Here is a 12,309-nt window from a genome sequence, read left to right as displayed (position 1 = left end):
ATAGGCTCGCTACAGTTGAATTCCTTTGCGGGGAGAGCCTGCCGTGGGCAAGTTTTCCCTTCGTCACTCTCCCGCAACGGAACATACGTACTGGTCTGCGCAGGTCCCGACCGTGTTCCGGCTGAGGCTATTAGACTGCGCCGGTGAGCTGTGCGCCGATGTTGGTGAAGGCAGAGTTGATGTCCGAAGCCAGAGTCTTCATGCCTGCGGTGGCCGCGAAAGCAATCAGAGCAACAACCAGAGCGTACTCGACCAGATCCTGACCTTCAACGCGTCCCAGGCTCTTGATCACAACGGAAAGCTTAGCGAAAATGTTCTTCATGTGTATTCTCCCCTAGATTGATTTCCCAGCCACAGACTGGGGTTGCCCTCTATATAGCAAGCGATATGCCAACTTTCCTTCCGGAAGCTGTCTATATAATTCAACGACTTATGGCCAGCGACTCGGCGAGGGGTGTGAACCGCCGTATACACCGCCCGAGACACGGAGATTCTCCTCGTATACATGACCTGAAAGTGTATTACCCAAATTGGGAATTGGAAAAAGCGATCTAGAGAGCGCTATGACGGGAATGGGGGAGGCCGAATTCGCGGCCAAAACGCCCCTCCGGAGAGGTGACCGGTATTCCCCACGGAGCGTCGAACCAGGTTACTGACCTAAGTGGGCCAATCCCAACAGGTGAGACGATCGACTCGGAATCCCGCCATGAATGCACCATTGCATCCCGCTGATCCGCATCGAGACCACGGGAGTAGACAGTCCGGCGTCAACGATCCCATGTCAAAGCGCCGATAGGCTGCATGCTTCCCCATTCAGGGGATACCCTCGGCTGAAACGATCCGGTGCCCGCCCTGCAGTCGATAACTCCTCGGCAACGGAATCGGCCTGATCCATTACACGAAAGAGTACAAGACGCTCACCATTACTCAATTACGGATATAACCGTCGCATTTGCAGTAATCTATTTGCATCATCGAACTGGTTACTTCAAGAAGGTGTTCCGCGAGTACGCTTCCTTCGCGGGGGGTCGTGCACCCGAAGGACGATGGGAAGTACTCCCTACTGAGCTTCGGGAGGGCATTTCAAGAACGCTATTTATCAGTGATTCAACCGCCTTGGCGATCTGGAACTTGACCGCCTGAGACGACCAGAGGAGCAGGCATTGGCGAGCAGTCCGGCAAGCGAAGTGAACATTCCGACCAAAAGCAGCCCGCGCCGGCGACTCGCCGCAGCGTGCATCGTCGTAGCCGGAGCCTGCCTCGTCGCCAGCATTCTGTTCTTCGGCATGACGGAGAAAAGCGCAGCCAACCGCGATTTCATTGAATATTGGGCAGCCGGACAACAACTCATTCACGGAGCGAATCCTTATGATGGCGCGGCCATCCTCCGGCTTGAGAGAGCGGTGGGGTTCGATGGTAACGAACCAAAAATCGCACCTAACCCCCCAGTGGCCTCATTTCTTGTACTGCCGCTCGGCTTTGTCGGCGCCAAGGCAGGAGTTATTCTTTGGTCGATAGCTCTTCTCGCCAGTATCTCGGTAGCGAATTGGATTCTCTGGATACTCAATGGACGCCCGGATAATCGGCTACACCTGCTAGGTTACCTCTTTGCGCCAGTGTTGGCCTGTCAGATGGCTGGTCAAATCGGAACCTTTCTGCTTGTCGGCATCGTGCTCTTTCTTCTACTTCATGATTCACGTCCGTTCCTCGCCGGATCAGCGCTTCTGCCTTGCGCCCTGAAGCCACACCTGTTCCTGCCTTTTGCTGTCGTGCTGCTCTTTTGGGCCGTAGACCGACGGGTCCTCCGCATTTTCGCCGGCTTCGCTGTTACGCTGCTTGCCAGTTGCGCGCTCACGCTCTGTTTCAATGCACAGGTTTGGCCGCAGTATTCCGAGGCAATGAGTCAATCGGGGCTTCTGAAAATATATGTCCCCACCCTGAGCGAGACGTTCCGTTTCCTTGTCTGGCGCGACGCCGTGTGGCTGCAATTTCTTCCCGCGGCCTGTGGTGGTGTTTGGGCAATCTGGTATTTTTGGACGCGCCGCAGTCGGTGGAATTGGAACGATCAGGGTCTGATGCTGCTCCTTGTCTCGGCTCTTTGCGCCCCCTATTCGTGGTTGAGCGACGAAGCCATTTTGCTCCCCGCTGTCTTGGCGGGACTTTATCGCGCTTTGAACTCAGGCCGTTCGGTCTTGCCTCTCGCGTTGTTTGGCGGAGCGGCTCTGATTGAAGTGCTCTCGGTCGTCAAAATGACCTCACCTTTCTACCTATGGACCGTTCCCGCATGGTTTGCCTGGTACTTGTACGCGGTTTCGACCAAAAATTCAACGACTCAGGTCAAGCATCGAGACAGGACAATACCGCTCATTCAGTAATGACTTGAGTTATCGTGTTCGCACCCAGCTACCGCAAATTCTTGAACGCGAGCTTTTGCGCCCTGGGAGCATTCGAATGCGGATTGAAATAAACGGCCGGCTCGCTCGGCCAGTGAGCTAAGAGGAGGAATAAGCATGTTAGAGGCAAATCAGGAACCAGGCCAGGAAGCCTCCACAAAAGTCTTCTTGCGGTGGCCAGAGAAACTCCTCGGACCGGCACCGGGCCTTATTGAAATCAATCTCGTCAGTTGGGGACTGTTTCTAGGTTTTGTAGCTATACCGCTCGGCGTATATTTTTGGGTTCGATGCAGAGGAATGGGTGGAATCCGTAATATTCTCCCTGTTGATTTTATTTACTTCTATGGTGACGGTCGCCTAGCCAACGAATATCCTTTGGCTAGGCTTTATGATTACAAACTTCAACTGAAGACTTTCAATGACGTCTTTCTGTTGCATGGGGAGACGTACGGGCCAAGCCCTTATCCGCCATTTGTGGCTCTCTTCTTCATCCCCTTTGCAAGATTGTCTTTCGCACAAGCATATCTGCTTTGGATGGGAATCTCGCTGACTCTCTACCTCATCGGCATTGGCGTGTCCGTTTGGGATACATTTCAGGGGAGGCGTCTTGAAATATCGCTTGTCTTCTGCTTCGCGTTGTCTTTCTATCCGTTCGTCATCAACAGTTTTGCGAATGGTCAACTGGCAGCGGCAGCGGTCTTCTCGATTGGGCTGGCAGCGTATCAAGAAAGACGATCGAACATGTTTTGCAGCGGACTTGCACTTTCCATCCTGGCGTACAAGCCTACCCTGACGCTGGTCCTCATTCCGATGCTGTTTCTGACGCGCAGACTTCGGACGATGTTGGGTTTCTTAACTGGTGCGGCGGCGCTGGTGCTGATATCTATCGCCTTTGGGGGGGTACATATCTGGTCCTTTTACCTCGGCTTCCTGCGTGACTTTGGGCGTGCGTCGGGAGTTGACGGTCAAGCTGTACTTCAGCGCTGGAAGTACGTCGATTTCAGCTCCGTGTATCATTTGATTCCTGGCGGGCAAGTCAGCATCGGGCGAGTCCTTCTGGCTTTGGTTGCGTGTGCGAGCGCCACATGGCTTGGGATTCTGCTGTGGAAGTCCTCTGGCGCCAGCAAACCTGCTCAATGCCTCGTGTGGGCAGCTACTATTACGTGGACTCTGCTCTTGAATGTTTACGTCCCGATTTACGACTCGGTTCTTGTCATCATTGCGCTTATTCTGACGATTGGGGCGCTCAGAGAACTTGGATGGGGCATTGCCAGGAGGCGAATCTTGTTTCTTGCTGTGCTAACTATTGCGATCGCCTCGATATCGGCATCCATTGCCAAGCGCTTTGGAGTCCAGCTCTTAACGATCGTCTTGTTCCTTGTGGGACTGGGGCAACTCTTATTGTTGCGCCGTGCAATCCTCATCCCGCGCACAGACGGAGTGCCACCCGTTCGTACATTGAATCAAGCATCGATCGGAGGAGCCTGATGCACGGAGTCGATTCCGTTTGTCTCCTGGGGATAAATTCCTTGATCCAAGTCCAGCTCGGCTCAAGCATGGTGGAATACGATCCTGGGAGCGGAAATCGACAGGAGACTCGGTAATGGGAGACACCGGGAGAATTTCAGTCACAGATAGCAACAGGAGGCCTCTGTTCCAATGGCCTGTCAAAATCCTTGGCCCAGCGCCAGGACTGAAAGAGTTGAACCTGGCATGCTGGGGACTATTCGCCGGGTTTCTGATTGCGCCGCTGATCTTCACTCTTTGGCTCAACCATAGAATCGGATCGGTCCTGAAGAGCTTTCAGCCAGTGGATTTCACCTATCTCTACGGCGTCGGGCGCATCGTGCACGAGTATTCCTTCGCCCGCCTTTACGACTACTCGCTGCAACTGAAGATCTTCAACCAGATTTATCCTCTAAGTGGTGAACACACCTACGGACCGAGCCCATACCCGCCGTTCGTGGCGCTGTTCTTCTGCCCCTTTGCCCGGCTTCCTTTCATGCAGGCTTACCTGATCTGGGTGAGCATTTCATTGATCCTGTATCTTGCGGGGATTGCCGCCAGCGTCAAAGGTCTCTTCCCGAAAGAGGGACTCAAGACCTCTCTCATCTTTTGTTATGCACTTGGCTTCTACCCGTTCTGCCCGTCAACGATTGTCAACGGCCAACTTTCCGTCGTGGCAGTGTTTTCGCTGGGGCTCGCGGTCTATCAGGAAAGAGTTGCGCGGCCATTCGCCTGCGGTCTCGCGCTCTCGCTTCTCGCATACAAGCCAACTCTTCTGCTCCTGATCCTTCCAATGCTGCTGATTACCCGAAGGCTCCGCCAGTTTTTGGGATTCATCACAGGTTCGGCGCTGCTGATGCTTGCGACTACTCTCTTCACAGGAATCGAAATCTGGCCGACATACCTGCGTTTCCTGAATTATTTCCGGCAAGCCTCAGTCTTTGAGGGCCAATCAAGGTTGCAACTCAACAAGTATGTGGACTTCACATCTTTCTCATATGCGGTGCCCGGTGGCCGTTCCAGAGCCGCCATGATCATTCTGATTGGCTTGTCCAGCTTGATTCTGACGGCACTGGCAGTATTGTTGTGGAAGTCCGCAAGAGCGAGCACGACCGTGCAACCACTGGTCTGGGCTGTCACGCTCACCTGGACTCTGCTCGTAAATCTCTATGTGCCAATTTACGATTCGACCGTGATAGTGATTTCGTTGATTCTGACCCTGGCCACACTCAGAGATCTCAACTGGCGTCGCGAAGTGGAGTGGACGATTCTCCTCGCAGTTCTTATCTTCGCCGTTTCCTGGAACACGGTTGCGCTTGCCAAGAGTATTGAAATTCAACTGATCACCGTCTTACTGGCGATTCTTGGCGTATGCCAAAGCTATTGGTTGTACCAGGTGGTCCGTCGTGCATCTCGGCGTGAGCGGCAGGCGCTTGCCATTCAATAGAAGAGCAAACATCTACTGCGCTTCGACTGGTTCAGGAACGACTTCCAGTGCAGCTCGCGTGGACTGTGATCTGATCGCGAACAAATACCATACAAGAAATCCCGGCGCACTCCAGACATAAAACGCGGAGTGCAGCAGTGGCACCTTGCGAAGCAGCGCGATTTCAATGACGGCGCTCATCAACGCTAGAATGGCGATCAGTGTTCGCGAAGGTGTGAGATAGGCTCCACGCAGCAATGCGGGAACCAACACCGCCTGATCCATGAACCACGTGTATGGCGCAACAAAGACAGAAACAAGCATCAACAGCGAACCATCCCTGACCCAGTCCCATTCCGTGCGCCGCTTGAGGAAGTACGCAAGCGCCCAGACACAGCCAATCCCAGCCGGAAGACACTGCAGCCACAACGTATGCGGATAAACATACTGCCGCAGCATGGTGCTGGGCGAGGGAATCAACACGCGGTCGAGTCTCTCCTGGCGCATCATCTCCGCATACTGCATCCAAACGAGGGGATTCATGATCGTCACGATGGCACTGCTTACCGCGAGAGCGAACGCAGTTCCACCGAGGACTCTGAAGCTTCGCGTGCGAATGATCCACAGTGCCAGCACAACGCCAAAGGGTAGAAACAGATGCGGTTTCAGCAGGCAGAGCCACAAGGAAGCTCCTGCCCAAAACGGGTAAGAGCGATGCAAACGCAGAAACAGTGTGAGCCCGATCAGGAGGAAGATAGTGATTTGGCCCGAAAGCAAGCATGACAACACGGGAGCAAAGGAATAAGCAAGCAAATGCAGCAGATTCTTCGTGGTGCCATACATGGTGCGGATCATCTGAACAGACGCGGCAAGACTCGCGAACAGCAGCAACTCCCAGATCAGCTCTCCGGTCTTCGCCCCGACGAAACCAAGTGGAAGCACGAGCAGCAAAGCCGACGGAGGGTTGCCCATGATGATTGCGGGAAGCTGTTGAGGGAATCCAATCGAACGCTCCAACCCCAGGAGAGCCTCTGCGTCGTATGGATTTTTGTGATAGATCAACTGATGCCCCGCTGCCCAATACTCCACGAAGTCGCGCGAACCTGCAGAGTCGCGGCCCAGCAAGGACGAGCAAACGCCGACCGCCGTAAGCGCGAAGGTCACCGTACAGACGGCTACAACGAAAAACTCTACGATAGCGCGAAGATTGAGCGGTCGTGCGATTGTCTTCATAAGCATCTTCCAGGACGTGCGATCATGCCGCGGACGAAATCTCCTTCGTTTGTGTCGCATGTTGGTGTGTGAGTTTGTGTCCAAGGCGAATCATCGGACGCTCAATATATTCGTAACTCCCCAACGCACAGAGAGATACCGTGACGAAATGAAAAAAGATGCCGGCTGTACTGTTTTTTGGCGCGAACAGCATGAAGAGTTCCTGCCAGACGTAGACACTGTAAGAAACGACGCCAAGTGTGGAGAGGACCCGAGATGTAAGAGGCTGAGCGAATAGTGAGTTGGGATGAAGCACAGAACTTGAAATCAAAGCCGCAATGCAAAGGATTTCACCTAACGGCGGCAACAGGTGAAATCTTGCAATGAAGTAATTCAGCATCACCAAAGCTGGCAGCGCCCAGGACTTGGACCATTTTGAAATCCAGGCCAACATGCGGGGCTCACGGAAGGCAATTGCCAAAAGGCAGCCGACGAGAAGCGCGTCCGCGCGCACTTGGCTCCGGCAGTTGAAGAAATCGCGGTTGTAGTACGTCCAAAACAGCAAACGGTATGTTGCGCAGCAAACGACTCCCGCCAACGCGATCCAGCGGCAGCGTCGTAGTCCCGCGAGCAACAGAACACACGGCCACACGAGGTAGAACTGTTCTTCGAGCGAGAGCGACCAGAAATGCCACGTGGACACTCCGTTGTCGACCAGCACATAATTACGATAAAAGATCAGGCTGGCCAGCACCGCAGAGGGCGCTGCGATTGTTGCATGGGACATGAGACCCAGAATGAGCAACACTGCGAGATAAGTCCACGCAACGGGCAACAACCGGAAGACGCGGCGTATATAAAAGCTCCTCAGGTCAATCGGACCCTCCAGAAACTTCGATGTGATCAGAAATCCGCTCAGCACAAAAAAAATCGTAACTCCGTGCTGCCCCGTCTGCATCCATGGCTGTGAGAATCGACCCAGGAACGCATACTGAACATGGTCGAAGAGAACAAGTGCGATGGCTATGCCCCGCCATCCGTCTAGCGTGGGAATGCGGCTCATCGGGGGTTCCCGATTCTCGTTCTCAAAGATGCCCGATCAATCCTTGATCTTCTGGGTTCGTAGTCACGAAGTAGTTGACCAAGCCAACAGCCTGCAATGATAATGCGGAGCGTTCCTGGCAGAGTCATTGACAGGACTCGCCCGGCTGAGAAGAAAGCTGGCTGATCCCAGAATCAAAATGATTCAAACGACAGTTTGACTTGAATTCACCCATTGCGAAGCAATAGAACGCAACCCATAAGATGCTCACGCCAGACATCCAAGCCTCCGACAGCCCAAACGAAGCAAGAATGATTATCTGCAACGCAAGATAACTTAGCAGCGTATAGAAGTTGCGATAACCACCACGGACTGCCAGAAAAACCAAGGACGGAAGTATCATGGCAAAATCATGAAACCAATTGTATGGTGAGGTGCTGACGGAGACGATCAGGAGCAAAGGCAGGCGCATTTGCCAATTCCAATCATGCCGATGTTTGATCCAGTAGTAGATAAGCCAGACCATCCCGAAGACACTTGGTACAAATTGAAGCCACATATGCTGCACGCCAAAGATGCTGCGTAAAATCCCGCCCAAGCCACATGAAATTTCAATTGCTGCCCCGTAGGAGTGTCGAAAATAATCGATAGAGTTTGGGTTATAGAGAACGGCTCCTGCCGTCGCTATTCCAAAACTCGCGGCAGCTCCCGCAAGCATTGTCCACACACGTGTTTTCGCCGTCCAAATCAATAAAGTCAGCAGGAAAAGGTATAGAAGATGCGGTTTAAATCCGATGCCGAGAAGCAAAAAACCGGATGCAAAATAACGTCGCGACTCTAACAAGAGCAGCACCCCTGCCAGGCTTGCCAACATCAGCGGCGTGATCTGACCGAGGAGTTCCGCGCCGCCCATCGGGACGAAAGTGGCAACGACTAGGAGGGCAATCCAGGCCCGACGCTTTTCACCACCAAAATAGATCCAAAGACCGAAGGCGGAAAAGCAGTTGAGGGCTAATGAGGCGAGAAGCCATGTGGCATGAGCCAAAGGAAATGGCAGTATAGCCATGGCGCCAAAGAAGGGAAGCGACCACGGCGGGCAAAACGTCATCATCGGATTAGCAAAGGTCCAACCCTGCAGGCGCTCGGTCGCAAGCATCGCCACAGCGGAATAGGGATGCCCCCGGGTCAAAAATAAGTGTCCGCTTGCCCAGTACGTGATGAAATCGTATAACTGCGGGCGGGCACAAATCATCCATATTCTTACAATCAGAAGCGGCGAACAGCAGAGTAAGATAAATGGCCAACGTACGCCATTAACCGATTCGGAAGTGGCGATTCCGTTAGATTCGGCTGTATGTGTCATTGGGCTGGTGTCTCCAGAATGCAAAGCCATTCGCAACACAGTGCGCGTCTTCTCAACTCGCAACGAGCAGCATCAAATCTACGAGTCACTAGCATTGTCATGGACGGTGTCGAGGGGCGGCGAAGCGGCAGTGATTTCCAGGATGTCGCCGGGGCTTGTCTGCGTCTCGCGAATGGTGCCAGCCGGTAGCTCAAGAATCGAATGCGCGCTCAGACAGGCAGATATCCGCCACGGTGGCACATCGCTCCGCGTTTTCTTGATGCGAAGCTCCCGATTCAGATAAACAAGGTCGATCGAAAACTGCATGCCAAAGGTATGAACCGATTCACAAGGCACAATCCATAGACCTTCGCCGGCTGACAGTCCCGTACGGCCAAGCAGGCCCTTGTTTCGCTTGGACCCGCTGTCGGCCACTTCAAGGGCATGGGCAAGCACCGTCTGGCGGGTAACATTCAAAACCCGCAGGCGAGTGTCCGCAGCGTCGCGTTGTCCCGCTAGTCGGTTCCAAAGGTCCGGCAATGACCAGCTTGGCGATTTCATCTGCGGTCGTTTGCTTCCTTTCGTGAGTCTCTATCTTCGTCGATGGAACCGTCAGTTCGTGCATATTTCGGACTCAGCGATTCTTGGTCTAATCCCATCCTGACAAGAGTCTTTGTTGTCAGGATGGGATAGCTGATTCCAGCTTCAGGTGGTCACTGGATGAGGCTGCTCGAAGATCACTGAGGCGCGGTTGTGACAGGCGCCGGCGAATTCGATGTAGCGGAACCTGCGGCGCCGGCCGTCGCGCCGCCGAAGGTCACAGTACCCGAATCGACCACCAGTGGAGTTTCGGGCTTCATGCTTTCGATCAGCCGCTCCACAGGCATGCTGGGCGGTGCAGGAGCCATCGTATTGGCTGCCGTCTTCGCATCCGGAGTGTTCATCGGGATCGAGGAGTTCGGCGGCAGGAACTTGGTCGGGTAATGCAGTTCAGGCAACGGCGCGCCTGCCTGGATCGGAGAAACGATCTCAGGCGTCACAATCACGATGAGCTCCGTATTAGTCCGTGTTTTTTGCATCGACTGGAAGAGCTTGCCCAGAATCGGGATATCCCCCAGGAATGGGATCTTCGAGTAGGCTTCCGTGTCGCGGTTGTCGAGCAATCCGCTGATGGCAAAGCTCTGGCCATCGCTCAACTCAACCTCTGTCTTCATCTTCCGCGTATCGATGGCAGGCACGTCGAACCCTGAAATCTGAATCGCATTGGTGAAGTCCAGAGAGCTGACCTCCGGGGCCACCTGGAGACGAATCGATCCACGCGGCGTAACAGTCGGAACAAAGTTCAGTCGCACGCCGAACTCTTTGAATTCAATCGTGACGGCACCCGCGCCACCGGCTGAGGTTCCCTGCACAACAGGGTACGGATATTCTCCGCCGGCCAGGAAACTCGCCTGCTTGCCGTTAATCGCCATGACGTTCGGCTCGGCAAGAACCTGCACGATGCCTTTGTTTTCCAGCGATTCGAGCGTCGCGCCCAGATTCAGGCCTGGCAAAAAGGCGAACAGGTTCAACTGGTTGGAAATGGACGCCGTCGAGGATGTCCCTGAGCCGGTAGGAAGTGTTAACCCAGGCGGACTGTACTGGCCGGTGTTGGCAGCGCCAACGACGTTGCCGAAGCCAGTACTGAAAAAGTTGATGCCCAGTTGCTTTTCGAGGCTCCGGTCGACGCTGGCAAACCGCACCTTCAGTAGGATCTGCGGATCAGACGGAGGCACCGCGACGTACAGCAGATTGACCACCTTCCCGGCGGTCGAGGCGATCTGCACGGCTCGATCCGAGGCGGACAAATCTTTCACCGTTCCACGGAGATAAACGTTGGCGCCATCCGAGGAGACCTTCAACGTCTGTCCCGGAAGCTCCGTTCTGAGCTCTCTGCGAAGAATGTCCAGCCGATCGGTAGATATAGGCGAGGAGCCACGAACCGAGACATTAAAGAACTGCCGCTCGCCGCCCACTTCCCAGATGATCAGGCTGGTTTCGCCCGCAGCCTTGCCATTGAGAAGGATCTCTGTTGGTGTTACGGCAGAAGCCTCCGCGAGGTCGCCCAGGCCTATCGCAACGCGCTTGATGGGATGAGCGCAATCGACGAGGACAGATTTACCTACCGCAACCGACAGGTCATTCGTGGAGTCCTGCGTCGAAACTCCGGTGTTTTGAGGCGCTGCCGTCTGCCCTTCCAGGAGCGATCCGGCACAGATCGCAATGGTGAACGCGCTAATACACGCAAAAGTAAAACCAACTCTCGCTCTCACTGTTTTCCCCCGGGAGTAGCAAATTTTTGATCAGTCCTCGTTGCTCCATTGAGGATTTCAATCGTGTAGACAGGCGCTGCAGGTTTTGGAGCGGAAACCGTCCTCGCCTTGACCGGTGGGGGATTCTTGTCGGCAAAGAGATTTCTTACGACAGTTCCCGGAGTCTGAGAGATTTTCGTATCCAGCGGATTGCGCAGCACGAGCTGGATCTTTTCCTGGCTCGTGGCCAGGCTCAGAATCTCTGCGTCATCCGGCGTCACCAGCAGATTGACGACCTGGACCTGCTGCGGCTTGCCTTGAGCATCCTTCTCAATATCCGTACCGGCCGACAATACCTGTATATTCTGCAGCAGCGTCTTGACCTTGGGGCCGGTCGCGGCCGAAGCCACCTGTTCTCCCGGAGGCGTTCCCGAAATCAAAACGTCCACCCGCATGCCAGGAGTGGCGAATCCGGAGACGCCCACAACCTCGTCAACTTTGACCGCGCATGCCCTCATGCCATTTGGAATTGTGGCGGCTAATCCTGCGCCGGAACCTACCGGGGCGAGTCTGGATTCCAAAATCGGTTCGCCCTGGTAAATGTCGGAGACGACCCCGCGGCCTGCAGCCAGCTCAGGCTTGAGAATCGCCCCCTTGGGCAACGGACCGCCAATCTCGATGGTTGTCAGATTGGCCGGTGTGATCAGCGTTCCCAGTTTCAGGTCCGCCGCCGCTGCGACAACGCGCGTTGTGCTGGACTGATGCGAAACCGCCTGCAGACGGGCCGCAACCACGCGCCAAACCAGAAAAGCGCATACAGCGGCAATGAGGAATGCGCTAAGTAGGATAGTGAGCAGTCTTCGATTCATTCGTTGGGCCTATGGGAACAGGCGTTGATGCCCGCTCCACTTTCCGTCTATGTATGGCAATTGCCTTGCCAAAGTTCATTCATGCTCTTTTCACGCTGAATCATGGATTTAGATCGAAAACCGAAGCTCAAGTGTGAACGCATGTATACCAATCGCCCTCCTTGTGTAGCCGCGTAGACACGCCCTAAGGGAACCGCACAATTTCTCAAAGACTTAGAGGGGATAAAG

Annotated in this window: 10 protein-coding genes; 3 read left to right on the top strand and 7 right to left on the bottom strand. The window is 54.4% G+C overall.

The window, feature by feature from the left end; translation table 11 throughout:
* Nucleotides 1-130: 130 nt before the first annotated feature.
* The gene (locus OHL23_RS19515; RefSeq protein WP_263353642.1) at nt 131-322 is read right to left on the bottom strand and encodes a Flp family type IVb pilin; all 192 of its coding nucleotides are present in this window, start codon (nt 320-322) and stop codon (nt 131-133) included.
* Nucleotides 323-1,163: 841 nt separating this feature from the next.
* On the opposite strand from OHL23_RS19515, the gene OHL23_RS19510 reads away from it, so the two are divergent.
* The 3 genes from OHL23_RS19510 to OHL23_RS19500 all read left to right on the top strand — a co-directional run bounded on the left by OHL23_RS19510 (nt 1,164) and on the right by OHL23_RS19500 (nt 5,346).
* Entirely contained in the window at nt 1,164-2,375 is a 1,212-nt protein-coding gene (locus OHL23_RS19510) for a glycosyltransferase family 87 protein (protein ID WP_263353641.1), read from the top strand.
* 393 nt (nt 2,376-2,768) lie between these two features.
* Nucleotides 2,769-3,881 (top strand): glycosyltransferase family 87 protein, encoded by a 1,113-nt coding sequence (locus OHL23_RS19505; RefSeq protein WP_263353640.1) that lies wholly within the window; start codon nt 2,769-2,771, stop codon nt 3,879-3,881.
* A 115-nt stretch (nt 3,882-3,996) separates the two neighbouring features.
* On the top strand, nt 3,997-5,346 hold the full coding sequence (locus tag OHL23_RS19500; RefSeq protein ID WP_263353639.1) for a glycosyltransferase family 87 protein: 1,350 nt from the start codon (nt 3,997-3,999) through the stop codon (nt 5,344-5,346).
* A 12-nt stretch (nt 5,347-5,358) separates the two neighbouring features.
* On the opposite strand, the gene OHL23_RS19495 is transcribed toward OHL23_RS19500, so the two are convergent.
* The 6 genes from OHL23_RS19495 to cpaB form a co-directional block, all read right to left on the bottom strand.
* Complete coding sequence (locus tag OHL23_RS19495; RefSeq protein ID WP_263353638.1) at nt 5,359-6,558, bottom strand: glycosyltransferase family 87 protein; 1,200 nt, start codon at nt 6,556-6,558, stop codon at nt 5,359-5,361.
* A 22-nt stretch (nt 6,559-6,580) separates the two neighbouring features.
* The gene (locus OHL23_RS19490; RefSeq protein ID WP_263353637.1) at nt 6,581-7,600 is read right to left on the bottom strand and encodes an acyltransferase family protein; all 1,020 of its coding nucleotides are present in this window, start codon (nt 7,598-7,600) and stop codon (nt 6,581-6,583) included.
* Between the two features lie 124 nt (nt 7,601-7,724).
* Complete coding sequence (locus OHL23_RS19485; protein WP_263353636.1) at nt 7,725-8,942, bottom strand: glycosyltransferase family 87 protein; 1,218 nt, start codon at nt 8,940-8,942, stop codon at nt 7,725-7,727.
* 78 nt (nt 8,943-9,020) lie between these two features.
* Nucleotides 9,021-9,482 (bottom strand): DUF192 domain-containing protein, encoded by a 462-nt coding sequence (locus tag OHL23_RS19480; RefSeq protein ID WP_263353635.1) that lies wholly within the window; start codon nt 9,480-9,482, stop codon nt 9,021-9,023.
* A gap of 176 nt (nt 9,483-9,658) precedes the next feature.
* A complete protein-coding gene (locus OHL23_RS19475) occupies nt 9,659-11,233 on the bottom strand; it encodes a type II and III secretion system protein family protein (RefSeq protein WP_263353634.1) in 1,575 nt (524 codons plus the stop codon).
* Nucleotides 11,230-12,081 carry a Flp pilus assembly protein CpaB gene (gene cpaB, locus OHL23_RS19470; RefSeq protein ID WP_263353633.1) on the bottom strand — a complete coding sequence of 284 codons (852 nt, stop codon included), beginning with the start codon at nt 12,079-12,081 and terminating at the stop codon, nt 11,230-11,232. Before cpaB ends, OHL23_RS19475 begins: the two co-directional genes overlap by 4 nt.
* Nucleotides 12,082-12,309: the final 228 nt, after the last annotated feature.

It is taken from the genome of Acidicapsa acidisoli, from assembly GCF_025685625.1.
Classification (GTDB): domain Bacteria; phylum Acidobacteriota; class Terriglobia; order Terriglobales; family Acidobacteriaceae; genus Acidicapsa; species Acidicapsa acidisoli.
The sequence above is the reverse complement of the archived record's forward strand: the minus strand, read 5'-3'. Positions and strand labels throughout refer to the sequence as shown.

Coding starts and splice junctions, on each gene's coding strand:
- OHL23_RS19515 (WP_263353642.1), bottom strand. CDS start 322: ATGAAGAACATTTTCGCTAAGCTTTCCGTTGTGATCAAGAGCCTGGGA.
- OHL23_RS19485 (WP_263353636.1), bottom strand. CDS start 8,942: ATGACACATACAGCCGAATCTAACGGAATCGCCACTTCCGAATCGGTT.
- OHL23_RS19490 (WP_263353637.1), bottom strand. CDS start 7,600: ATGAGCCGCATTCCCACGCTAGACGGATGGCGGGGCATAGCCATCGCA.
- cpaB (WP_263353633.1), bottom strand. CDS start 12,081: ATGAATCGAAGACTGCTCACTATCCTACTTAGCGCATTCCTCATTGCC.
- OHL23_RS19495 (WP_263353638.1), bottom strand. CDS start 6,558: ATGAAGACAATCGCACGACCGCTCAATCTTCGCGCTATCGTAGAGTTT.
- OHL23_RS19500 (WP_263353639.1), top strand. CDS start 3,997: ATGGGAGACACCGGGAGAATTTCAGTCACAGATAGCAACAGGAGGCCT.
- OHL23_RS19480 (WP_263353635.1), bottom strand. CDS start 9,482: ATGAAATCGCCAAGCTGGTCATTGCCGGACCTTTGGAACCGACTAGCG.